Genomic DNA, 23,084 nt, shown 5'->3' on the forward strand with positions numbered 1-23,084 from the left:
GGCCTCGCGTCGCTCCTGTGCGGGACCGGCGCTCGGCCGACCCCTCAGCTCTGCGAGAGGCGGACCGGGGCGACACCGAGCTCGTCGAGCAGGGTCAGCACGCGCCTGCGGATCTCGTCGCGGATCGGGCGCACGGACTCGATGTTCTGCCCGGCGGGGTCGGCCAGGGCCCAGTCCTCGTAGCGCTTGCCGGGGAAGATCGGGCACGCGTCGCCGCAGCCCATGGTGATCACGACGTCGGACGCCTGGACCGCGTCCGTCGTGAGGACCTTGGGCTGCTCGGCGCGGAGGTCGATGCCCTCCTCGAGCATGGCCTCGACGGCGACGGGGTTGACCTGGTCGGCCGGGGCGGACCCGGCAGAGCGGACCTCCACGGCGCCGCCGGACAGGGCGCGCAGGTACCCGGCGGCCATCTGGGAGCGGCCGGCGTTGTGGACGCAGACGAACAGGGCGGACGGCTTCGAAGCGGTGTCGGTCATGGTGGTCTCCGGTGGCTCAGGGTGCGGGCAGGTCGAGGTCGGGCAGGAGCTCGGCGAGCAGTGCGCGCACGCGGGTGTCGAGCTCGTCGCGGATCGCGGCGACCCCGGCCGGGGAGGCCAGGGCCGGGTCGCCCACGAGCCAGTCCTCGTACCGGGTGTTGGGCAGGACCGGGCACACGTCGCCGCAGCCCATCGTGATCACGACGTCGGCTGCGCGGACCGCGTCGTCGGTCAACGGCTTGGGGTAGGCCTCGCCCTCGGTGGTGCCGAACGCGGCGAGCTCGGGTCGCACGGCGGGGTGCACGTCCGATGCCGGCGTCGAGCCGGCCGAGCGCACGACGACCCGGTCGCCGGCGTAGCGGCGGACCAGGGCGGCGGCGAGCTGGGAGCGCCCGGCGTTGGCGACGCAGACGAACAGCACCTGCGGGCGTGCGCCGGCCTCGCGGGTGAGGTCGGCCAGGCGCTGGCGGGCGAACCGGTCGGTCAGGGTGAGCAGGTGCGCGGACACCGTGGCCGAGCGGGCCAGCGCCGTGTAGGACTCGCGCACGGTGGCCAGCACCACGCCCGCCGCGAGGTCGGGGTGGCGGGCGGTGAGGTCGGTCGCGAGGTGGTCGAGGGCGGCATCGACGTCCTGCAGGCCCGTGAGCTCGTGCGGGGCGACGAGCGCCTCGAGCGCGGCCGGGGCGAACGACTCCAGCAGGGTGGACACCGCGGCCTTGTACCCGGGCGTGATGCGGTACCAGACCCAGGTGCCGCGCCGCTCCGAGGCCAGCACGCCGACGTCGCGCAGCACCTTCAGGTGGTGCGACACGGTCGGCTGGGACACGTCCGTCAGGGCGGCGAGGTCGCACACGCACGCCTCCCCGGTCGGCGAGGTCGCCACGAACGACAGCATCCGCAGCCGCAGCGGCTCGGCGAGGGCCTTGAGCGCGACCGCGACCGCGCCCGCGACCTCGGCCCCGATCGCGTGCGCGTCGACCTGCGGCGTGCAGTCGGGGTCACGGACGGTCAAGGGCAGGCTGCGAGCGGTCATGACCGCACCTCTTCCGGCTCGGGTGCCCGATCCGCCGCGGCGTAGGGGTCGACGGCGAACCAGCGGCGCGCGACCCACAGCGAGACGTAGACGAGACCGACCAGGACGGGGACCTCGATGAGCGGGCCGACGACGCCCGCCAGGGCCTGTCCCGAGGTGGCGCCGAAGGTGCCGATCGCGACGGCGATCGCGAGCTCGAAGTTGTTGCCCGCCGCGGTGAACGCCAGCGTCGTGGTGCGCGCGTACCCCAGGCCCAGGGCCTTGCCGGTCACTACCCCGATGCCCCACATGACGGCGAAGTACACCAGGAGCGGCAGCGCGATGCGGGCGACGTCGAGCGGGTGGGAGGTGACGGCCTCGCCCTGCAGGGCGAACAGCAGCACGATCGTGAACAGCAGCCCGTACAACGCCCAGGGTCCGATCACCGGGAGGAACCGGTCCTCGTACCAGGCGCGGCCCTGGGCGCGCTCCCCGACCAGGCGCGAGGCGAACCCGGCGGCCAGCGGGACGCCGAGGAACACGAGCACGTTGAGCGCGATCTGCCCCACCGACACGTCCAGGCCCTGGGTGTCCAGGCCCAGCCACGCGGGCAGCACCGTGAGGTAGAAGTAGCCGAGCAACGAGAAGGCGACGACCTGGAACACGGAGTTGATGGCGACGAGCACCGCCGCCGCCTCCCGGTCCCCGCACGCCAGGTCGTTCCAGATCACGACCATGGCGATGCACCGGGCCAGGCCGACGACGATCAGCCCGGTGCGGTACTCGGGCAGGTCCGGCAGGAAGGCCCACGCCAGGGCGAACATCAGCGCCGGCCCGATCAGCCAGTTCAGGACCAGCGAGGACGCCAGGAGCCGCTTGTCACCGGTGACCGCACCCACCCGCTCGTAGCGGACCTTGGCCAGCACCGGGTACATCATCACCAGCAGGCCGACGGCGATCGGGAGGGAGATCCCGCCGACCTCCAGCGCGGCGAGCGCGTCGGACACGGCGGGGACGAACCTGCCGAGGGCCAGGCCGACGAGCATCGCCAGCCCGATCCACAGCGGCAGCCACCGGTCGAGCGCCGACAGCCGCGCCCGCGGTGCCGTGCCGGGGGTGCTCACGGGAGTGCCGGACCGTCGGGGGCAGCGATCCGGAGGCACCGTGGTTGCATCGACATGCTTCTATATTGACAGGTCTCGATGCAGGTGCCAAGCGTCCCTCCTGCGCAGGAGCGGCTCGCTCAGTTCTCGGAGCACCCTGCGCCGTGGCACTGGCATGCTCGTGCCGTGACCGACCACGTCCTCCGCCCCGCCCGCCCCGACGACACGGACGCGCTGGTCGGCGTCTGGCGGCGCGCCGTCGAGGCGACCCACGACTTCCTCGGACCCGACGACGTGCGCGAGCTCGAGACCGCGGTGCGGGACGAGTACCTGGGCGCCGTCGACCTGACGGTCGCGGAGGTCGACGGCCGGGTGGTCGGGTTCGTCGGGACCGTCGGGCACCGGGTCGAGATGCTGTTCGTGGACCCCGCGCTGCACGGGCGAGGGACCGGCCGCGCGCTGCTCGACGCGGTCGGGCGCGGCCTCCCGGTCGTCGAGCTCGACGTCAACGAGCAGAACCCGGGCGCGCTGGCCTTCTACCGGGCGCTCGGGTTCGAGGTCACCGGGAGGTCCGAGACGGACGACCAGGGGCGCCCGTTCCCGCTGCTGCACCTGCGTCGCGAGGCCTGACGCCGTCACGCGACCGATGAGCCCGCGGGCCGCGGGCGGTCGACCCTGGGGAGAGCGGGCACCGGCCCGCGCGACCCCAGGAGGAGACATGCTCGACACGGCGTTCAGCGGGTTCTCGGTCGACGACGTCGACGCGGCGCGGCGGTTCTACGCCGACGACCTCGGCCTCACCGTCAGCGGGGACGACATGCTCTGGCTCGAGATCGGCGGCGGTGCGCGCGTGCTCGTCTACCCGAAGGGCGAGGCCCACGCCCCGGCGTCGTTCACGGTGCTGAACTTCCCGGTCGCCGACGTGCCGGGCACGGTCGCGGCGCTCCGCGAGCGCGGCGTGGAGTTCGAGCGCTACGCGGGCACGCCCGTCGAGACGGACGACGACTTCGTCTTCCGCGGCGGCGGCCCGCTCATCGCGTGGTTCACCGACCCGGCGGGCAACGTGCTGTCGATCATCCAGGACGACGACGCCTGACGCGTCAGCCGCCGCCCAGCCCTTCCTCGCGCGCCCGGACGATCGCGGCGGCGCGGTCGCGGACGGCGAGCTTGGCGAGGACGTTCGCGACGTGGTTGCGCACCGTCTTGGGGCTCAGCACGAGCCGCCGGGAGATCGACGCGTTGTCGAGACCGGCCGCGACGAGGTCGAGCACCTCGCGCTCGCGGTCGGTGAGCTGGGGGAACGGCGCGCGCACGGCGGAGCGCCCGCCCACGACGTACGCCATCGCCCGGTCGGCGACGGACGGGGAGAGGATCATCGCGCCGTCGGCCACCGCGCGGACGGCGCGCTCGACCTCCGCGGGGCTCGCGGACTTCACGAGGAACCCGCGCGCCCCCGCGCGCACGGCCGCGACGACGGCGTCCTCGTCCTCGTGCATCGTCACGACCAGCACGCGCGCGGCCGGGTCCGCGCGCACGAGGTCGCGGGTCACGTCCACGCCCGACCCGTCGCCGAGGTCGAGGTCCAGGAGCACGACGTCGGCCCGCGCCCCGGCGCCTTCGGTGCCACCGGGGCCCAGACCGAGCAGCGCCCGCGCCTCGGCCGTCGACGCCGCGCTCCCCACAACGCGCACGCCGTCGAACGAGTCGAGCAGCGCGGCCATGCCGAGCCGGAACACGGGGTGGTCGTCGACGACCGCGACCCGGATCACGACGCCGCCCCGCGCGCGAGCGCCCCGACCGGGACCAGCGGGAGGGTGGCGCGGACCCGCGTGCCCGGGCGCTCGCCGTCGGCCCGCAGCGCGGTGACGTCGAGCCGCCCGCCGAGCTCGTCGGCCCGCTCCCGCAGCGACCGGGAGCCGACGCCGGCGACCGCGTCCGGCGCGACGCCCCGCCCGTCGTCCTCGCACGTGACGACCAGCACGCCGTCCCCGAGCAGGACCGTCAGGCGGCACTCCTGCGCCCCGGAGTGGCGGGCGGCGTTGACGACGCTCTCGCTCGCGATCGCGTACGCGGCCGCGGCGACGCGCGGGTCGAGGCCGACGCACGGGTCGCAGCGCACGTCCACGACGAACCCGCCGAGGGCCTGCCGCCCCGCGAGCTCGCCGAGCGCGACCTCCAGACCGTGCTCGTCGAGCGACGGCGGCAGGAGGCTGCGGGACAGCGCCCGCACGTCCTCGACGCGCTGCGCCACCTCGACCCCCAGGGCGTCCAGCACCGCGGCCGCGGCCTCGGGGTCGGTCCGCAGCGTGTTCCGCGCGCCCTGGAGCCCGAGGCGCAGGCCCACGAGCCACGGCCCGACGCCGTCGTGCAGCTCCCGGCGGATCACGCGCCGCTCGGCGAGGCGCGCGCGGGTCGTGGCGTCGCGCGCCTCCTCGAGCTCGTGCGCGCCCCGCGCGAGCGCGAGACCGGCGCCGAGCACGGGCAGGAGCTGCTCGAGCGCGTCCCGCGTCCGGGCGTCGAGCCGCTCGCCGGCCCGCGCGACGACGTAGACCCGGCCGAGCACCCGACCGCCGTGCTCGACGGGGAGCGTGACGGCGTCCCCCGCCGGGTGGCCGTCCGGGCCCGCCCAGGGCGCCGGGCCCGCGGGGCTGCCGGACGCCGTCGGGCCGGGTGCGGACCGCTCGATCGTCACGCTCTCCAGGCGCAGCGCCTCGCGCACGCCGACGGCGAGGCTCACGACGAGGTCGTCGGCCGTCGACGCGGACGACAGGTGGCGGCCGACGCTCAGCGCCGCCCGGCCCGGGTCGTTCCCCTCCCCGTAGACGAGCGTGCGCACGCGGTGCCGCAGCCACGTGTGCAGGGGCTGCACCGCGAGCGCGACCCCGACGGCCGCGACGACCTGCGCGGCGGGGCCGTCGACGACGGTCGTCGCGAGCACGACCACCACCGCGTAGACGACGGCGAGACCGACCGCGAGCATCGCGGCGACGGTCGCGCGCGACAGCACGAGGTCGATGCCCCACAGCCGGTTGCGCAGCACGCACACGAGGATCGCGGCGGGGAACAGCGCCTGGCACGCGAGATGCGTGAGGGGGAGCGCGAGGAGCACGTCCGGGTCGGCCCACGTGCCGAGCAGCGGGAGGAACGACAGCGCCATGAGTGCGGTCCCGAGCGCGAGGAGGCCCAGCCCGCGGCGCTCCTCCGCCGGCCCGCGGAACCGGCGCCACGCCGTCGCGCCCGCGGTGACGAGCCCCATGACGACGACGCCGACGATCGCGGGGCGCGGGTCGTCGGAGGGAGCGAGGAAGAAGGCGGTGATGGACGCGACGCCGCCCGCGACCCCGCACCACGCGCCCGCGCCGAGCCGCCCGCCGCGCACGAACCACGGCACGAGGACGAAGAGCCCGACCGTGCCCGGCACCCACGCCCACCCGTAGGCGTCCGCGAGCGGCGTGAGCGGAGGCAGGCCGGGGTGGGTCGACGCGTAGCTGCGCCACCCGCCGCCCAGGGCCGCGACCCCGCCGCCGAGCGCGGCGAGCGCCACGAGCCACCCGACGACGTGGGGCCGCCGCACGAGGATCACCGCCGCGACCGTGCCGTAGACGAGCGCGACCGTCGCGTCCACGACGACGAACAGCAGGTCGCCCAGCAGGAGCGGGACGCCGGACGTGAGCTGGAGCGCGAGCGCGGACACGCCGAGCACCCAGGCGAGGACGCCGATCGTCCAGCCCGTGCGGGGCATCCCGGCGCGGCCGGGCCCGGGCTCGGCCACGGGCCCACGGTAGGGCCGCGGCACGCGCGGCGAGAAGGGTCCGGGCGGGAGATCACCCGGCCGCGGACGACGGCGAGATCGGCAGTCCCGTGCCGGATCGGCGGTCCAGACCGCCGATCCCGACCGGACCCGCCGATCTCGTCGTGCCTCGCCGATCTGGCGCGTCGTGCTCAGCGCCGGTCCCCGAGGGCGAAGCCGAGCGCGGTGACGAGGAGCCAGATCGGGCCGACGAACCCCGCCATGTACTGCAGCGGCGACACGCCCGTGAGGAGGGCGAGCCCGCCGAGCACGAACCCGACGACGCCGAGCCAGCGCGGCGCGGCCGCGTGCCGCAGCGCCGCGACGCCGAGCGCGACGCCCGCGACGCCCGCCCCGACCCACAGCCACGGGATCGTCGCGACCCAGTCGCTGTAGAACGCGCCCGACTCCGGGACGATGAGCGCCGTGTCGCCGAGGCCGAACAGGAACTGCGTGTCGAGCCCCGAGCCGAGCAGCCCGGCGACGGAGACGAGCACGAGGCCCCAGCCCGCGACCGTCGGGAGGATCGACCCGGCGGGCGCCTGCCCGTCGAGCCGCCGCTTGAGCCCGGCGGCGAAGACGAGCACGAGCAGCGCGCACGCGATCGTCGCGGTGTGGAACACGACCTGCGTGCCCGTGCGGCCGGAGAGGTCGGCGACGATCGCCTCCGCGTCGCCCGCGGTCTCCTCCCAGTTGATGCCGAGCGCCATCGAGGACTGGATCGAGACGAGGCCGAGGACGCCGGCGACGACCCCGGTCCAGGCCCACGCGCGGGGCGTCGTGCCGCGGGTGCGGCGGGGCGTGCCGTCGGCGACCGCCGACGGCGTGGTGAGCGAGCTGTCCTGCATGGGACGACCTTCCGTTCGAGGCCGCCTCCCGCGGCCGGGGCCCGTCACGCGGTGCGACGGCCTCCGCAGCGTCGGCCGGGCGGCGTCCCGGGCCCCAGGGGCAGGCGTCCCGACCTCCCGGGCAGGTCGCACGGGCCGGGGCTCCCGCGCCGCACCAGCGGTTGCGGAACCTCCCGCGCGGCGGGACGGTTGCGGCATGATCCGGTTCCTGCTGAGCTTCGCGATCAACGTGGTCCTCGCCGCCGTGGGCCTCCTCGTCGCCGCGAACGTCTTCGACGGCGTCACGGTGCACGCCTCCGGGTTCACTGTCGCCGTCCTCGTGTTCGCGGTGGCCCAGGGGGTGCTCGCGCCCTTCGTGTTCAACGTCGCGCGCAAGTACGCGTCCGCGGTGCTCGGCGGCATCGGCCTCGTGTCGACGTTCCTCGCGCTATGGATCGCGACGCTCGTGGGCGACGGCCTGGAGATCTCCGGGGCCTCCACGTGGATCGGGGTGACGGTCGTCGTCTGGCTGATCAGCGCGCTCGGCGGCTGGCTCCTCGGGTGGCTCGTCCTCACCCGTTGGTGGGACCGCCGGCAGGAGGACAAGCGGATCCGCGAGGCGACGACCCGCGGCTGACGACGCCGACGGCGCTCACCGCGCCCTGCGGTCGCCGTCCCCGGTCGTCGTCAGGTCGGCCACCGGGGCGAGCACGGGGAACTCCGGGGTGCCCGGGGGGACGTCCACGCGCAGGGGGCGCATCGAGCGGGCGACGAGCCACAGCGGGAGGACGGCCACGCAGAGCACCGGGAGCAGGTGGACGTCGCCGACCGTCACGGCCGCCATGAAGAGCGCGAGCCAGCCGTCGCGCGCCACGACGAGGACGGCGCCCAGCACGCCGGCGGAGACGGCGATCGCGGGCGGGACGGCGGGCACGAGGGACGACGCCGAGAGGCCCAGCGCGACGCCGATGAACACCGCCGGGAAGATGCGGCCGCCGCGGAACCCGGCGGCCGCCGCGACGACGAGGGCCGCGACCTTGACGACGGCCATGAGCAGGATCGTGGACCAGGCGAACGTGTCGGCCTGCTGCGCGAGCTCCTTCATCTCGTCGAGGCCCTTGAACAGCGTGAGCGGCCCGCCGAGGACCCCGAGGAGCCCGAGGGCGAGCCCGCCGGCGCCGAGCGCCAGCACGGGGCTGCGCAGGCGGTGGAACAGCGCGTGCACGACCGGGAGGGCAACCACCGCGAGCGCCGTGACGAGGGCGGCGGCGGCGCCGATCAGGACGCTGCTCGCGACGTCGCCGAGGGCCGGACCGGGGTAGTCGGGCAGGTCGACGGAGAACGTCGGGGCCCCGACCGCCGTCATGGTCACGGCCCCCGCACCGGCCGCGGCCAGCGGCGCGAACAGCCGGTCGAAGAGGGGACCGCTCTGCCCGCCGCGCTCCGCGAAGCTCTCCGTGAGGACGAGCGCGGCGGCGACGGGGGTGGCGAACATCGCGCCGATGGTCCCGGCCAGCGCCAGACCGACGGCACCCGCGACGGGCACGCCGAACCGCGGGCGGCAGAGGAACCACGCGGCGAGCGCGACGTTGAGGGCGATGATCGGGTTCTCGGGCCCGAGGCTCACCCCGCCGGCGAGGCCGAGGACGAGGGCGAGCGCGAGACCGGGCAGGGCGCGCAGGGGGAGCGGCTCGGAGACGAGCTCCGTCGTCGCCGGGTCGATGCCGGCGTGCCCCGGGGCCCACCGGACCGTGACGCCCACGAGCAGCCCGGTGACGGTGAGCACGAGGACGGTCCACCACGTGCGTGTGCTCGCGATCCCCCACGCCTCCGGCAGCCGGTCCCACACGAGGTGCTGGATCCACGTCGCGAGCTCGGAGAGCGCGAGCAGCGTCAGGGCGCTGACGACCCCGACGACGAGGGCCGGCACCACGGACCGCAGGAGGCGACCCGACGTCGTGGCGGCTGCCGGCGCGTCGGACACACGGGAAGAGAACCACGCACCCGACCGCACCGCATCCGGAGCCGCGGCGCCGCGCCCCGGCCCCCGTGGGGTCCTCGCGCTCGCCGCGCGCGACCCGGGAGGCGGGGATACGTTCGACGTGTCACGGGGCGCGACGGCGCGCCCCCGCCGAACGAACGATCCGGATCGAGGTCTGACGTGGCAACGCTCACCGTGTGGAAGTTCGACACCCCCGAGGGCGCCCAGCGCGCCGAGGACGCGCTCCTCGCCCTCCAGAAGCAGGAGCTCATCCAGGTGCAGGACGCGGCCACCGTGTCCTGGGAGGAGGGCAAGAAGAAGCCGAAGACCCGCCAGGGGAACAACACGACCGCCGTCGGGGCGCTCGGCGGCACGTTCTGGGGCCTGCTGTTCGGGCTCCTGTTCTTCGTCCCGCTCCTCGGCGCGGCGATCGGCGCGGCGTCCGGAGCCATCGCCGGCGCGCTGACGGACGTCGGCATCGACGACGACTTCATCGACTCCGTGCGCAGCAAGGTCACCCCGGGCACGTCCGCGCTGTTCGTCCTCACGTCGGGCGCTGTCGTCGACCGCGTGCACGAGGCGCTGCAGGCCGAGGGGATCCACGGCGAGCTCGTGCAGACGAACCTCTCCGCCGACGAGGAGGCCAAGCTCCGCGCGGCCTTCGACGAGAACGCCTGAGCGCTCCCCGGCCCGCGAGCCCGCGCCGTTCCCCCCGGGAGCGGAGCGCCGCGCTCAGTCGATGCCCTCGGCGCGCCGCTCGTCGACCGTGCGCTCGGCCTCGAGGTTCGCCTCGCGGTTGCGGCGTCGGCGGCGGGCGGTGCGACCCTCGTCGTCCTTGCCCTTCCCGTCTCCCCTCCCGCTGCCCTTGCCCTTGCCTGGCGTGTGGCCCTCGGAGTCCGGGTCGTGGAGCATGTGCGACTCGATGAGCTCGTGCCGCTGGAGGTAGGTGTTCCCGACGGCCTGGATCGTCGCGGCGATGGGCAGGGCGAGGAACGCGCCCAGCGCACCGAACACCGCGCCGAACGCGAGCACGACGACGAAGCTCACCGCCGGGTTCATCTCCAGCGCCCGGGCGGAGACCTTGGGGGAGAAGTACAGGTTCTCGAGCTGCTGGTAGCCGATGATGAACGCGAGCACGCCCAGGGCCTGCGGCAGCCCTTGCGACGTGAGCGCGACGGCGACGGGCAGCGCGCCGCCGATGTAGGTCCCGATCGTGGGCACGAACTGCGAGACGACGCCCGTGAACACCGCGAGCGGCAGGGCGTACGGCGTCTGGAGGATCAGCAGGAAGACGAACGTGAACACGCTCGACAGCGCGGCGAGCACGATGCGCGAGTTGATGAAGTCCGACACCTTGACCTGGGTGATCTCCCAGAGGCGCAGCACCTCCTCCTGCCGGTTCGGCGTGAGCCAGCGGCACACGGCCGCGCGGAACCGCGGTCCCGCCGCGAGGAGGTAGTAGGTGACGAGGAGGATCGTCAGGCTCGCGAAGACGCCGCCGACGATCGTCGTCGTCACGACGATGGCGCCGGACGCGACGTCGTCGCCGAAGTCGTTGATGACCTGCTTGAGGAGGTCGTCGGAGTCCGGGATGACGACGTCGAAGCGGTCCGCGACGAAGTCCTGGACACTCGCGTACAGGGCGGGGATCGACTGGACGAGCTGCCCGAGCTGCTGGACGAACAGGTTCCCGAACAGGGCGAGCACGACGAGGATCCCGACGAGCGACCCCAGGAGCGCCACGGCGGCGGCCGCGCCCCGGCGCCAACCGTGCCGCACGAGCCACACGACGATCGGCTCGAGCGCGAGCGCGACGAAGAACGCGATGAGGATGTTGATGCCCAGCGCCTTCAGCTGGCCGAGGGCGTACCAGGCGAAGACGCCGACGAACACCGCGACGACGGCCATCGCGAGCGCGCGCGGCACCCAGCGCGGCGGGCGTCGCGAGTCGTGCTGGACGGGGCGTGTGCCGGCGTCCGGGACGCCCGACCACGGGTCGTCGGTGGAGGGCGGCGTCGTCATGGCCACGAACCTAGCGGGGCGGCCGGGCAGCGGTCCCGGGACGCGCCGACCTTCCGGATGCCGAACCGTGCGGCCGGTGCCACGATCGATCCGCACGCTCGTCCGGTCGAGGCTCCACGGTTCTCAGGAGGATGGCATGGCACGCTCGTCACAGGTGACGGCATGGGTCGGCTGGGTCTGGTTCGCCGGCATCGTGCTCGTCACGATCGGCTTCTTCAACGCCATCAGCGGCCTGGTCGCCGTGTTCTCCCCGAACAGCCTCGTCGGCGTCTCCGACGCGGGCATCGTCGTCCTCGACGTGTCGACGTGGGGCTGGATCCACCTCGTCATCGGGGTGCTGCTCGTCCTCACCGGCTTCGCGCTGCTGTCCGGCAAGGGCTGGGCGCGCATGGTCGCGATCGTGCTCGTCGTCATCAACGCGATCGCACAGTTCACGACCCTGCAGGTCACGCCGTGGTGGTCGCTCGTCACCATCGTGCTCGACGTCTTCGTCCTGTGGGCGCTCGTCGTGCACGGCGACGAGGCCGAGCGCGCCGCACGCTGAACGTGCGGGGCGCGGGCCGGCGACCGATCGGCTGAGAGAACGGAGAGAGCGATGGCCACCTTCACCGTCTGGAAGTTCGACTCCCCCGAGGGCGCGGACGCGGCGTCCCGGATCCTGCACGACTCGGCGTCCGAGCACGCCGTCAAGATCGTCGACACCGCCGTCGTGTCGTGGCCGGAGGGCGCGGCCAAGCCGACGACGCGCCACGGCCACCAGGACGAGTGGCGCGGCACGGGTTGGGGCGCCTTCTGGGGCCTGCTGCTCGGGTCGCTGTTCCTGGTACCCGTGCTCGGTGCCGCGGCCGGGGCGGCGATCGGCGCGTCGACGAAGGCGATGGAGGCCGTGGGGATCGACAAGGACCAGCTCGACCGCATCCGCGAGGGCGTGACGCCCGGGACGTCGGCGCTGTTCGTCGTCACCGAGGACGGCGACCTCGACCGCGTCGGCGAGCGGTTCCACGGGGTCCACGGCACGCTCGTCGCGACGAACCTCACCGACGCCGAGCGGAGCACGCTCCTCGAGACGTTCGGCTGACCCGCGGCACCTCAATCGTCCAGGCGCTCCGGGAGCCCGAACAGCGGAAACCACGAGGCCGTGTCGAGGAACGCGTTGATGGCCGTGACGCGGCCGCCCTCCGTCTCGACGACCTGGAGCGCCCACGGCTCGTGACCGCCGCCCGCCGCGCGGCGGTACTGGCCGAACCCGAACGTGCCGTTGACCGCGACCGGGACCATGCGCGAGCCCTCGCACTCGTGACCCGGGCCCGTCATCCACGCGACGATGTCCGCCTGGCCGCGCATCCACAGCGGGTACGGCGGCATCGACAGCGTCGCGTCCTCGTGCAGGATCGCGACCAGCGCGTCCATGTCGTAGCGCTCGAACGCGTCGAGGTAGCGCTCGAGCAGGAGCTTCTCCTCGTCGCCGAGGCCCGCGTTCGCCGCGACCGGCGCGGCGGATCCCGTCTCGTCGCCCAGCCCTGAGCTGTCCCAGTGCGCGCGCGCCGCGAGCGTGGCGCGGGCGCGCTGGAGCGCGCTGTTCACCGACGCCACCGTCGTGTCGAGGAGCTCCGCGACCTCGCTCGCCTGCCAGCGCAGCACCTCGCGCAGCAGCAGCACCGCGCGCTGCCGCGGCGGCAGGAACTGGAGGGCCGCGACGAACGCGAGGCGGATGCTCTCGCGCCCCACCGCGACCTGCGCCGGGTCGCCGTCGTGCGGGAGCACCCGGTCGTCGGGGACGGGCTCGACCCACGTCTCCTCCGGCAGCACCTGGCCCAGGTTCTCCAGCTCCGGGGCCTGCGGGCCGCCCAGGCCCATCGGGCGCTCGCGCCGCTTGCGCGCGCCGAGCGCGTCGAAGCACACGTTCGTCGCGATGCGGTAGAGCCACGAGCGCAGGGCCGAGCGGCCCTCGAAGCGGTCGTAGGACCGCCACGCGCGCAGGAACGTCTCCTGCACGGCGTCGTCGGCCTCGAACGACGACCCGAGCATGCGGTAGCAGTAGCCCGTGAGCTCGCGCCGGTGGCCGTCGAGGACGGCGTCCAGGTGCTCGCGGTCGGGCAGCGGGGCGGGGGCGGGCGTGGGGGCGGTGCCAGTGGCGGTCGCGGTGGCGTCGCCGCGCAGGGTCGCAGGGGTGGCGAGGTCGGTCATGGTGCTGCCTCTCAGGACTCGGTCGTCTCGACGTGCACGAGGGGTCACGGGATCGCGCGCGGTGCCCGGGGGGAGTGGCCCACCTCACACACGCTACCGCCGCCCTCCGACACCGCACAGGGGCACCGGACGACCGTCCGGCTCAGTCGTCGAGGTCGAGCTCGAACCACACGGTCTTGGCCGCGTGGCCGTCGGCCGCGCCGCCGTCGGCCGCGTCGTCGTGGAGGTCGACGCCCCAGCGCGACGCGCACCGCTCGAGGAACTGCACGCCCCGGCCGCCCGTCTCCTCCGGCCGCGGCGAGCGCAGCCTCGGCAGCGCGGTCGACCCGTCCTCGACGCCGACCCGCACCACCCGGTGCCCGACCTCGAGCTCCGCCCGGACCGGCGTCGTGCCGTGCTGCACCGCGTTCGTGAGGATCTCGCTCGTCAGGAGCATCGCGACGCGGCGGACCGCGGGCGACACGTCGCAGCTCTCGAGCACGTCGTCGACCCACCGCCGTGCGGGGCCGATCGCCGTCGACGTGTGCTCGACCGGCCGCGTCAGCACGGACGGGCGCCCGGGCGCCGGTGCCCGCGAGACCGTGTGCCGCACGCGCAGGGCGAGGACCGCGACGTCGTCCCGCTGGTCGGCGACCAGGCGGCGGACGAGCGCGTCCGGGAGGGCCGACGTCGCGGTGCCCGCGTGCTCGCCGAGGACGGCCCGCAGGCCGGCGAGGCGCTTGGCGAAGGACGTGCCGCGGCGCTCGACGAGGCCGTCGGTGTAGAGGAGCAGCGTGTCGCCCGGCGCGAGGCGCGTGCGGTGGTCGTGCCGCGACGTGCTCGGCAGCACCCCCAGCATGAGGTCGGGCGCGGACTCGAGCGGGTCGACCGTCCCGTCGGCGCGCAGCACGAGCGGTGGGGGGTGCCCGGCGTTCGACCACGTGAGGTCGAACCCCTGCGGGGTGCGGTCGAGCCGCACGACGACGGCCGTCGCGCTGGAGTGCAGCGCGAGCCCGCGGTTCGCCCGGTCGAGCAGCCGCAGCAGCACGGCGGGCGGCTCGTCCTGGCACCAGGCGAACGTCCGCAGCATCGACCGGAGCTGTCCCATCTGCGCTGCGGCACGCATGTCGTGCCCGGTGACGTCGCCGATCATGAGCACGCACGCGTCGTCGTCGAGCACCACCGCGTCGTACCAGTCGCCGCCGACCTGGTCCGTGCGGGTCGCGGACGCGTACGTCGCCGCGAGCTCCGCACCCCGCACCGGCGGCAGCTCGGTGAGCATCGCGGCCTGGAGGGTCGCCGCGACGCGGTGGCGCTCCTCGAGCAGCCGGACGCGCTCGACCGCGTGCGCGACGTACGAGGCGATCGTCGTCTCCGTCTTTACGGCGTCGTCGTCGAACTCGCGGACCGTGTCCCACGCGAGCGCCACGACGCCCAGGAGGCGGTCGTCCGCGAGGACGGGCACGAACGAGCGCGCCTCGACCGTGTCGGGCGCGATGAGCGACGCGGCCTCGGGGAACCGCTCGCCGTACTGCACGTGGTCACGGAAGAACAAGGGCTCGCGCGTCCGTGCCGCGGTCGACGCGGCGCGGTCCGCGTCCACGCGCATGCGGCGGAACGACGCCGGGACCCCCGGCTCCAGGTGGTCCAGCGTCGTGAACTCGAGGCGGGTTCCGCCGCCGTCGAGCAGCGCGAGCCCGGCGTAGCGCGCGCCGATGGCCGCCCCGACGGCGGCCAGCCGCTCGGCGACGTCGCGGACGGACGTCGCGGCGGCGAACGACTCGGACAGCTCCAGGAGCAGGCGCGACCGCTTGTTCGCCGCGAGCGCGACACGCTGCATGCGCCTCGCGCGGGCCCGCGCCAGGCGCAGCCGGAGCTCGGACGTGCACGCGGACGCCAGGTCCGCGAGCGTCGCCAGCTCGTCGTCCGACCAGGTGCGGGGGCGCGGGTCGAACGCGCACAGCGACCCGACCGCACGGCCCTGCGGGTCGAAGATCGGGAAGCCCGCGTAGGCGACCACGCCGATGTCGTCGACGGCCCGCAGCGTGGCCAGGTGCGGGACGGTGCGCGCGTCCTCGACCACGAGCGGGCGCGCCTCGTTCGCCACGAACTGGCAGAACGTGTGGTTACGCGGGGTCCGGCGCGCCGACTGGTACGGCTCGGGCAGACCGTGCGCGCCGGGCAGCACCGCCTCGTCGTCGAGGACCAGCGTGACGAGCGCCGACGACACCCCGAGCTGCCGGTGCACGAGCCGCGCGAAGCGGTCGAACGACTCGTCCGACGCCGGCTCGGCGAGCCCCGCCTGGACGAGCTCGTGGATCGCCTGGGCGTCGGTCATGGTCCAGTATCACCGGGACGAGCCTGGTCAAACAGCGCAACCCGCCCCACCCGGCGCGGCGTCGGGGGTGAAATCGGACAGAAGGGAACGTCGCGTGCGGGTGCTGCGTGTTCCGCTCGTGAGACGACGACACGACGGCGGCCGCTCCCCGAGCGGGGCGGCACGGTGAGCGCGCGGGACCGCCCGAGGCGGTACGAGCTCGTGCTCGAGCAGGGGGACGGGGTGCGGGAGGACGAGGAGCGCGGGCCTGACGACGGGTGGCCGCCCGAGGTGCTGCTCGAGGTCGACGTGGTCGCCCGCCGCACGCGCGACGAGGAGTTCACCGCGTTCATGCGTGAGGCCCGCGACCCGCTGCACCGCATGGCGTACCTCCTGTGCGGGGACCGGCACCGCGCGGAGGAGCTCACGCAGCACGCCCTGGAGCGCACCTACCGCGCGTGGTCGCGCGCGGCGCAGCGCGACCCGCTCGCCTACGCGCGCCGCGTCCTGGCGAACCTGCGGATCGACACGTGGCGCCGCACCCGGCGCGAGGTGCTCGCCGGGCCGGACGAGCTCTCGTCCGCCGAGCGAGCGGCCCGTCCGGTGGCGCGCGACGGCGGAGCGGGCACGGCCGCGGTCGACGACCGGGACGCCGTCGTGCGCGCGCTGCTCGCGCTCCCGGTCCGGCAGCGGCGGGTCGTCGTGCTGCGCCACCTGCTCGACCTCAGCGAGAACGAGGTCGCGGCCGAGCTCGGCATGCCCGTCGGCACCGTGAAGTCGACGGCGTCGCGCGGCCTCGCCCGGCTCCGCACCCTCCTCGGCGCCCTCGACGAGAGCGCCCCGACGACCAGCGGAAGGACCGCCCGATGAGCCGCGAGACCGGTTCGACCCCCGCCCCGCCCGACGACGACTTCCTCGCGCGGCTGCGACGCACGGCCGACGACGCCGTCCCGCCCTCCACGCTCGACCTCGACGTGGTCCTGCGGTCGAGCCGGCGCGGTGCGCAGCGGCGTCGGTCCCTCGCGGGGGTCGCGGGCGTCGTCGCGCTGGGGCTCGTCGGGACGGGCGTCGTCACGGCGGGCGGCCCCGGCGGCGTGCGCGAGCTCGCGCGCGAGGTCGTCACCGGCTCCCCGGGCTACGAGGTGCTCGTCGCCGAGCCGACCACGGTCGACGTCGCGCCCGGCGTCGTCGCCGTCGCCGAGCCCGCGACGTACCTGCGCGACGACGGCACGTACGTCCTCGACCTCGGCCTCGGCGCGTGGCGCGACGGCGAGCGGTTCCTCGTCGAGTACGACCCGGTACCGGCGGCCAGCGAGAACCCGCGCGGCCTGCGTGTTCTCGCGGGCGACGACGACGACCTCGCCGCCCTGCGCCGGGGCGACGACGCAGGGACCCTCGTGCACGACGGCTTCGAGCACCTGGTGCTGCTCCAGCGCGCCGGCGGGGAGGACGGGCTCGTGCTGAGCGTGCAGTCGTCCAGCACCTCGGCCGGGTCGGACCCGTCGTGGGAGCGCGACCGCCATCAGACGTGGGTAGCCGTGGCCGGGGAGGCACCGGGCGGCACCGGCCCGACGTTCCGGCTCCCCGACGCCTGGGCGGGCGGGCTGTTCCTCAACGCCGCGCTCCTCGGGCCGGAGGCGGGACGGGTGACGGACGTCCGCGGCGTCCTGTCCTCCACGACGTACTCGGACGGCAACAACTACACGCTGGTGACCTGCGGCGAGCCGCTGAGCGACCCGGACCGGGACCCGGGCTGCCGGTCCTCGTACGACCCGCGGACACGGGAGGTCGCGCCTGTCGAGACGCCGCCCTCCGTCCTCGACCGGTCGGTCCTCGACCGCCTCCTCCCGCTCGTGCCCGGGCCTCGGGACGAGCCAGAGACCGCGCTCCGCGCCTGTCTCGCCGCGCGGGAGGCCGAGCCGGACGTGCTGCCGAGCCACTGGGACATCGACCCGGGTGGCGTGGACGGGGACGCCTGGCGACAGTGCCACCTCGACGTGTCTCTGGTCTCGTCGGCGCGCTCCGCGGAGCAGGCCGCCGAGCGCGCGGCGGGACCGTGATCGGCGCGCGGGCGCGGGCACGCTCCCGGCCGGTGCGCCGCGGTGGACGTGGACCCGTCAGGTGCCTCCGCGGGCCCGGAGGTCCGTGACCGCGTGCTCGGCGCCCTGCGCGTCGAGGTAGGTGCCGCCGCGGACCTCGGGGACGAGCGCGGCGTCGGGCGCGGCCGTGAAGCGGTGGACCAGCGGGTGCCCGGTGGGCACGTCGAGGTCCTGGACCTCCTCGGGCGTGAGGTCGTCGACGAGCACGGACAGGGCACGCAGCGAGTTGCCGTGCCCGACGACGAGCACCGCCTCCCCGTGCAGGAGCCGCACACGGGTGGCGGCCCAGAAGGGGCGCAGGCGCTCGACGACGTCCGCGAGGGACTCGGCGTCCGTCCGCAGGGTGGCGCGCGCGGCGTCGGGCAGGCGCAGGAGCGTGTCGTCGACGAGGGCGCGCGCCGGGTCGTCGTCGGCGAGCGGCGGCGGCCGGTGCAGGTACGACCGGCGGTAGCGCCAGTAGGCGGCCTCGCCGTAGTCGCGGCGGACGACGTCGCGCAGCTTGTCGGTGAACGCGCCGTAGTGCCGCTCGACGAGCCGCCACTCGACCGCGAGCGGCGGCGGCCCGGGCAGGGCCTCGGCCATGACGGCGGCCGTCGCGGACGCGCGCACGAGCGGCGAGGTCACGACGCGCCGCGGGGCGAGCGCGGGCTCGCGCGCGACGGCGTCCGCGAGGAGCCGCGCCGCGCGGCGCGCCTCGGCGACCCCGACGTCGGAGAGCGGCACGTCGAGCAGCCCGGTGAAGCGGTCGCCCGCGTTGAACGTGCTCTGCCCGTGCCGCACGAGCACGAGCGCCCCGGGTGACGGGCCCACGCGTCAGACCTCGAGCAGGCCGCGCTGGTGCGCGAGCGAGACGGCCTCGGCGCGCCCCGACGCCCCGAGCTTGGCGAGGACGTTCGACACGTGCACGCTCACGGTCTTCCCGGAGATGAACAGGCGCTCGCCGATCTGCCGGTTGGTCAGGCCCTGCGCGACGAGCAGCAGGACCTCCTCCTCGCGCTCGGTGAGGACGGCCGTCGTGGACCGGCGGACGCCGGGCAGGTCCAGGCGACCGCGCCGCCCGAGCGCGCGGACCGCCTCGGCGAGCGGCGCCGCGCCCATGGCCTCGGCCTCCTCGAGCGCCTGCGCCGCCTCGATCTCGGCGGCGTTGCGGTCGCCCGCCCCGAGCAGGGCCTGGGCCCACCGGAACCGGGACCGCGCGACCTCGTACCGGTAGCCGTAGTCGAAGAGGCGCGTCGTCTCCTCCCACAGCGCGGGGTCGTCCGTGCCGGTGAGGCGGGAGTGCTCCGCCGCCGCGCGCGCGAGCCACGCGCGGCCCTCCGGCCCGAGCCGCCCCCCGCGGGGGCGGCCGCGCTCGGCGGTCGTGCGGGCGGCGTCGAGCAGCTCGGCCCCGCGGGCGACGAGCTCGCGGACCGTGGCGGCCCCGGCCGCGCCCTGGAGGCGGGCGGCGTCCGCGGCGTCGGCGAGGGCTGCGAGCGCGAGGGCGGAGATCCAGATGCGGCCCAGGAAGTAGTCGCTCCACGTGCGGCCCAGGTGGTCGACGAGCTCGACGGCGAGCGCCACCGCCTCGTCGCGTCGCCCGGCCCACGTGAGGGCGTCGATCGAGCACCCGCCCGAGATGAGCGCGATCTGCCCGTCCCGGAACCAGTCGCGGCGCAGAGCGGTGCCCCGCGCGACCGCGTCCGCGTCGCCGCGCGCGACGGCGGCGTAGAGCTGGACGCACGAGAGCTGCGGCGCGGAACCCTCGGGCATGGTCTCGCCCGCGGTGTCCGTGGGGGTGAGGTCGCCGAGCACGTACCGGACGAGGTCGCGGAACAGCCGCAGCTCGACGCCGTACGCGCTCCACCCGAGGCCGGTCGCCCGCGCGCGGTCGAGGCCGTCCTCCGTGACCTGCAGGGCCTCGTCGATGCGCCCCGCGTAGTAGCGGTTCGCGGCGATGTTGTACCAGCAGCGCAGCTCGGTGAGGATGTCGCCCGCCTCGACCGCGCGCTCGCGCGCCTGGGCGAGCAGCACCGCGGCGCGGTCGTCGTCGGCGACCTCGAGGATCGCCATCGTGGTCAGCACGTCGGCCTCGACGTCGGGCGCGTCGAGGCGGTGCGCGACGTCGATCGCCTCGGCCGCGACCTCGGCGGCGAGCTCGTCGAGGTCGGCGTTCATCGCGGCGCGCGCCCGCATGGCCAGCGTCCACGCGCGGTCGAGCGACGGCGGCTCGGCCGCCAGGACGGCGAGCGCCGCCTCGGTGTGCGCGAGGGTCTCCTCGACCTCCTCCGTGCCGAGCAGGTACCGGGACAGCACGTGCCGCAGCGACGCCTGCCGCATCGGGTCGTCGGCGGTGCCCTCGACGACGCGGCGCGCCAGCGCGACGGCGCGGTCCGGCTCGCCCGCGCGGCTCGCGGCCCCGGCGGCGGCGAGCGCGACGGTGACGCGGTCCTCCCCGAGGAGGGTCGCGGCGTCGGGCACGGCCTGCCACAGCGCGAGCACCTGCTCGAGGTGCCGCAGCTCCTCCGCGGGCGCGAGGACGCGCGCCGCCTTGCGCGCCGCGGCGCGCGACGCCGTGAGCGCGGCCGGGAGGTCGTGCGCGGCGAGCGCGTGGTGGGCCCGCAGGGCGGGGGACCCGAGCGTCGGGTCGTCGTCGAGCGCGGCGAGGTACGCGCGGTGCACGCCGACGCGCTCGCCCGGGAGCAGGTCGGACGCGACCGCCTCGGCGAGCAGCGCGTGCCGGAACACGACCGTGTCGCGGGCGCCGTCGCCCTCGACCGCGAGGACGTGGTGCGCGATCGCCTCGCGCAGCGCGGCGTCGAACGGGCGCCCGGACGACCGGTCCGCGGGCTCGCCGTCGTCGGTGTCCCGCGCCAGCGCGGCGCGCAGGAGCGGCTCGCTCACCTGGCGCCCCGAGACCGACGCGACGCGCACGAGGTGCTGGACGGCCGGGTCGAGCCCTTCCAGGCGGGCGCGCAGCACGTCCGCGAGGGACCACGGCAGCTCGTCTCCCAGGCCGGACTCGACGAGCTCCTCGGCGAAGTAGGCGTTCCCCTCGGAGCGCGTGCGCACGGACTCGAACGCCGCGGGCGGCAGCGGGCTGCCGGCGAGCGCCGTGGTGAACTCCCGCAGCTCGCGCTCGGTGAAGGGCGAGAGCTGCACGTGCTCGACGCGCGGGTGGCGCAGCAGCTCCGCGAGCACCGGGCGCAGGGGGTGGCGGCGGTGCAGGTCGTCCGCGCGGTAGCTCGCGACGACGAGGACGTGCTCCGCGCGCAGACGGGCGACGACGAAGCGCAGGACGTCGCGGCTCGACGGGTCCGCCCAGTGCAGGTCCTCGACGACGAGCACGAGCGGCGCCTCGGGCGTCCCGGACGCCGCGATCGCGGCGGCGACGCTCTCGAAGAGCTGGAGGCGCTCGCCCTGGCTCTGCTCGTCGTCGGCCGGGGTGCCGGCGTCGAGCAGGCGCGCGAGCGCGGGACGGGCCGCGACCGTCTCGTCGACGGCGGGGTGCTGGGCGCGCAGGGTCGTGAGCGCCTCGGAGAAGGGGAGGTAGGGGAGGCCGACCTCGCCGAGGTCGACGCAGTGGCTCCACACCACCGTCGCGCCCGTCCCGGCCGCGAGCTCCGCCGCGCGGGTGAGCAGGCGCGTCTTGCCCACCCCCGCGTCCGCGCCGACGAGCACGACGCCCGGCTCGCCGCGGCGCGCGCGCTCGACCGCCGCGGCGAGCACGTCGAGCTCGGCCGCGCGGGCCACGAAGGGCGCGCGCGTGGAGGGTCGGGGCACGGTTCCCATCCTCGCAGCGGGCACCGACACGTGACCAGCCGATTGACCGCCCGGCGCCGACCGGGTCACCCCGACGGACACGACGACGCCGCCGGCGAGAGGTACCTCGTCGGCGGCGTCGGGCGGCGCGGTCATCGCGCGGGCTGGTCGTGGCGACGACGACGGCCGCGCCACCAGTGCAGCAGCGCGGGCTCGTCGTGCCGCAGGTCCGCCCGCAGACGCTCCGCGCGGTACTCCAGGTCCGCGTCGAACGTCGGATCGATGTGCGTGCTCATGGTCGTCCCCGTCTCCCAGGCTCCCTGCCTGTCCGACACTCACAGTCGTCCTGAGCACCGGGCCGTCGCATCGGTCGACCGCGCACCGTTCGTCGGGGGGTGCCTTAGGCGCACGAGGATCCGGGTGTCGAGAGGTCTGAGGTGGTCCCCGGCGCCTAAGGCACCGGTCCCGAGGCGGCCGACGCCGGGGGCCCCACGCTGCGCTCGCTCGTCGGGGGGACAGGTGCTTGGGTGGGCGAACCAGCGTGGTCCGCCGGGGCGGACAGACCAGGGAGGACAGCGATGACCGAGCACGTCGACGCCGACAACTTCGTGCGCGCCGAGACCGACAGGATGTTCGCCGCGCTGCAGCGGGACGCGGGCGGGGTCAACCAGTTCTTCCACAACCGGGAGCCTGCGCCCGTGGACCGGCAGACGGTCGTGCGTCTGAACCGGGACACGCTCTACAGCTTCGCCGTCGTGGACCTGTCCGCCGGTGCCGCACTGACTCTGCCCGACGCCGGGGACCGTTACCTGTCAGCGATGGTCGTCGACAACGACCACTTCGTGGCGGACGTCCTGCACGCCCCGGGCGAGCATCGTCTCGACGCGACGGGCGTGGGCACGCGCTACGCCGTCGTGGCGGTCCGCACGCTCGTGGACCCCGCCGACCCGGCCGACCTCGAGGCCGTCGCCGCGGTGCAGGACGGCGTCGTGCTGCGTGCCGGCTCGGCGGATCCGTTCGTGTCTCCCGACTACGACGCGGTGAGCATGGACGCGACCCGGGACGCGCTGCTCGCGCTCGCCGCGGGCCTGCGCAGGTTCGACGGCATGTTCGGCACCCGGGAGCAGGTCGACCCGGTGCGGCACCTGGTGGGGACCGCGGCGGGCTGGGGCGGGCTGCCCACGACGGAGGCGTCGTACGTCGGTGTCGACCCGGGCGTGCCGCCCGGCCGGTACGCGCTCACGCTGCGCGACGTCCCGGTCGACGCGTTCTGGTCGGTCTCGGTCTACGACGAGAAGGGCTTCTTCGAGCCGAACCCCGAGGGCGTCTACAGCGTCAACAGCGTCACGGCCGTGCCCGACCCGGACGGCGGGGTCACCGTGCGATTCGCCCCGCGCACCGAGGTGGGAGACGCGCCGAACACGATCCCGGTCCCGGAGCGGTGGAACTTCCTCGTCCGCCTCTACCGCCCTCGCGCGGAAGTCCTCGACGGCACGTGGCGTGTCCCGGAGCTGCACGCGCTCTGACTGCCCTGACGGAGGTCCGGCAGG

Annotated in this window: 22 protein-coding genes; 9 read left to right on the forward strand and 13 right to left on the reverse strand. The window is 75.4% G+C overall.

All coding sequences use genetic code 11. The features are described 5' to 3' along the window. Positions 1-44 precede the first annotated feature (44 nt). From ACI769_RS03625 to arsB, 3 genes are read right to left on the reverse strand one after another with little or no spacing between them, the layout of a single operon-like run. The gene (locus tag ACI769_RS03625; RefSeq protein ID WP_043656420.1) at positions 45-479 is read right to left on the reverse strand and encodes an arsenate reductase ArsC; all 435 of its coding nucleotides are present in this window, start codon (positions 477-479) and stop codon (positions 45-47) included. Between the two features lie 16 nt (positions 480-495). Further along, positions 496-1,512, reverse strand: coding sequence for a metalloregulator ArsR/SmtB family transcription factor (locus tag ACI769_RS03630; RefSeq protein ID WP_043656424.1), 1,017 nt, complete (start codon positions 1,510-1,512; stop codon positions 496-498). Further along, positions 1,509-2,615, reverse strand: coding sequence for an ACR3 family arsenite efflux transporter (gene arsB / locus ACI769_RS03635; protein WP_409141193.1), 1,107 nt, complete (start codon positions 2,613-2,615; stop codon positions 1,509-1,511). Before arsB ends, ACI769_RS03630 begins: the two co-directional genes overlap by 4 nt. Positions 2,616-2,780: 165 nt before the next feature. Between arsB and ACI769_RS03640 the strand changes: the two genes are divergently transcribed. Continuing rightward, the gene (locus tag ACI769_RS03640; RefSeq protein WP_232322651.1) at positions 2,781-3,224 is read left to right on the forward strand and encodes an acetyltransferase; all 444 of its coding nucleotides are present in this window, start codon (positions 2,781-2,783) and stop codon (positions 3,222-3,224) included. An 88-nt stretch (positions 3,225-3,312) separates the two neighbouring features. Continuing rightward, on the forward strand, positions 3,313-3,690 hold the full coding sequence (locus tag ACI769_RS03645; protein ID WP_409141194.1) for a VOC family protein: 378 nt from the start codon (positions 3,313-3,315) through the stop codon (positions 3,688-3,690). Positions 3,691-3,694: 4 nt separating this feature from the next. Here ACI769_RS03645 and ACI769_RS03650 read toward each other — a convergent pair whose 3' ends face one another. From ACI769_RS03650 to ACI769_RS03660, 3 genes are all read right to left on the reverse strand, one after another. Continuing rightward, the gene (locus ACI769_RS03650; protein ID WP_409141195.1) at positions 3,695-4,363 is read right to left on the reverse strand and encodes a response regulator transcription factor; all 669 of its coding nucleotides are present in this window, start codon (positions 4,361-4,363) and stop codon (positions 3,695-3,697) included. Then, complete coding sequence (locus ACI769_RS03655) at positions 4,360-6,366, reverse strand: sensor histidine kinase (RefSeq protein ID WP_409141196.1); 2,007 nt, start codon at positions 6,364-6,366, stop codon at positions 4,360-4,362. Before ACI769_RS03655 ends, ACI769_RS03650 begins: the two co-directional genes overlap by 4 nt. Positions 6,367-6,536: 170 nt before the next feature. Further along, complete coding sequence (locus tag ACI769_RS03660) at positions 6,537-7,232, reverse strand: hypothetical protein (protein WP_409141197.1); 696 nt, start codon at positions 7,230-7,232, stop codon at positions 6,537-6,539. Positions 7,233-7,428: 196 nt separating this feature from the next. Here ACI769_RS03660 and ACI769_RS03665 point away from each other — a divergent pair, with 196 nt between their 5' ends. Beyond that, on the forward strand, positions 7,429-7,848 hold the full coding sequence (locus ACI769_RS03665; protein ID WP_061268381.1) for a phage holin family protein: 420 nt from the start codon (positions 7,429-7,431) through the stop codon (positions 7,846-7,848). Between the two features lie 15 nt (positions 7,849-7,863). Here the strand turns inward: ACI769_RS03665 and ACI769_RS03670 are convergent, their stop codons facing one another. Then, positions 7,864-9,195: an ion channel protein gene (locus tag ACI769_RS03670; RefSeq protein ID WP_409141198.1), complete on the reverse strand. Its 1,332-nt coding sequence runs from the start codon at positions 9,193-9,195 to the stop codon at positions 7,864-7,866. 177 nt (positions 9,196-9,372) lie between these two features. On the opposite strand from ACI769_RS03670, the gene ACI769_RS03675 reads away from it, so the two are divergent. Next, positions 9,373-9,870, forward strand: a complete 498-nt coding sequence (locus tag ACI769_RS03675) for a DUF1269 domain-containing protein (RefSeq protein ID WP_043656289.1) — start codon at positions 9,373-9,375, stop codon at positions 9,868-9,870. 54 nt (positions 9,871-9,924) lie between these two features. On the opposite strand, the gene ACI769_RS03680 is transcribed toward ACI769_RS03675, so the two are convergent. Then, complete coding sequence (locus tag ACI769_RS03680) at positions 9,925-11,214, reverse strand: AI-2E family transporter (protein WP_409141199.1); 1,290 nt, start codon at positions 11,212-11,214, stop codon at positions 9,925-9,927. Between the two features lie 136 nt (positions 11,215-11,350). Here ACI769_RS03680 and ACI769_RS03685 point away from each other — a divergent pair, with 136 nt between their 5' ends. Together ACI769_RS03685 and ACI769_RS03690 are read left to right on the forward strand one after the other, a co-directional pair. Further along, positions 11,351-11,758 (forward strand): hypothetical protein, encoded by a 408-nt coding sequence (locus ACI769_RS03685; protein ID WP_051028277.1) that lies wholly within the window; start codon positions 11,351-11,353, stop codon positions 11,756-11,758. A 51-nt stretch (positions 11,759-11,809) separates the two neighbouring features. After that, the gene (locus ACI769_RS03690) at positions 11,810-12,292 is read left to right on the forward strand and encodes a DUF1269 domain-containing protein (protein WP_034655964.1); all 483 of its coding nucleotides are present in this window, start codon (positions 11,810-11,812) and stop codon (positions 12,290-12,292) included. An 11-nt stretch (positions 12,293-12,303) separates the two neighbouring features. On the opposite strand, the gene ACI769_RS03695 is transcribed toward ACI769_RS03690, so the two are convergent. Together ACI769_RS03695 and ACI769_RS03700 are read right to left on the reverse strand one after the other, a co-directional pair. Further along, positions 12,304-13,401, reverse strand: a complete 1,098-nt coding sequence (locus ACI769_RS03695) for a sigma-70 family RNA polymerase sigma factor (RefSeq protein WP_108048230.1) — start codon at positions 13,399-13,401, stop codon at positions 12,304-12,306. A 142-nt stretch (positions 13,402-13,543) separates the two neighbouring features. Continuing rightward, positions 13,544-15,718, reverse strand: coding sequence for a SpoIIE family protein phosphatase (locus ACI769_RS03700; protein ID WP_409141200.1), 2,175 nt, complete (start codon positions 15,716-15,718; stop codon positions 13,544-13,546). 165 nt (positions 15,719-15,883) lie between these two features. Between ACI769_RS03700 and ACI769_RS03705 the strand changes: the two genes are divergently transcribed. Beyond that, positions 15,884-16,567 carry a SigE family RNA polymerase sigma factor gene (locus tag ACI769_RS03705; protein WP_232322648.1) on the forward strand — a complete coding sequence of 228 codons (684 nt, stop codon included), beginning with the start codon at positions 15,884-15,886 and terminating at the stop codon, positions 16,565-16,567. Then, positions 16,564-17,757: a hypothetical protein gene (locus ACI769_RS03710; RefSeq protein WP_137279962.1), complete on the forward strand. Its 1,194-nt coding sequence runs from the start codon at positions 16,564-16,566 to the stop codon at positions 17,755-17,757. Before ACI769_RS03705 ends, ACI769_RS03710 begins: the two co-directional genes overlap by 4 nt. A gap of 57 nt (positions 17,758-17,814) precedes the next feature. Here ACI769_RS03710 and ACI769_RS03715 read toward each other — a convergent pair whose 3' ends face one another. The 3 genes from ACI769_RS03715 to ACI769_RS03725 form a co-directional block, all read right to left on the reverse strand. After that, entirely contained in the window at positions 17,815-18,606 is a 792-nt protein-coding gene (locus tag ACI769_RS03715; RefSeq protein ID WP_409141201.1) for a 2,3-bisphosphoglycerate-dependent phosphoglycerate mutase, read from the reverse strand. A gap of 3 nt (positions 18,607-18,609) precedes the next feature. After that, on the reverse strand, positions 18,610-21,555 hold the full coding sequence (locus ACI769_RS03720; protein ID WP_342779576.1) for an AAA family ATPase: 2,946 nt from the start codon (positions 21,553-21,555) through the stop codon (positions 18,610-18,612). Positions 21,556-21,686: 131 nt separating this feature from the next. Next, the gene (locus ACI769_RS03725; protein ID WP_157464311.1) at positions 21,687-21,830 is read right to left on the reverse strand and encodes a hypothetical protein; all 144 of its coding nucleotides are present in this window, start codon (positions 21,828-21,830) and stop codon (positions 21,687-21,689) included. A gap of 282 nt (positions 21,831-22,112) precedes the next feature. Here ACI769_RS03725 and ACI769_RS03730 point away from each other — a divergent pair, with 282 nt between their 5' ends. After that, positions 22,113-23,060, forward strand: a complete 948-nt coding sequence (locus ACI769_RS03730; RefSeq protein WP_034656204.1) for a DUF1214 domain-containing protein — start codon at positions 22,113-22,115, stop codon at positions 23,058-23,060. Positions 23,061-23,084 lie beyond the last annotated feature (24 nt).

It is taken from the genome of Cellulosimicrobium sp. RS, from assembly GCF_046159675.1.
Classification (GTDB): Bacteria; Actinomycetota; Actinomycetes; order Actinomycetales; family Cellulomonadaceae; genus Cellulosimicrobium; species Cellulosimicrobium funkei.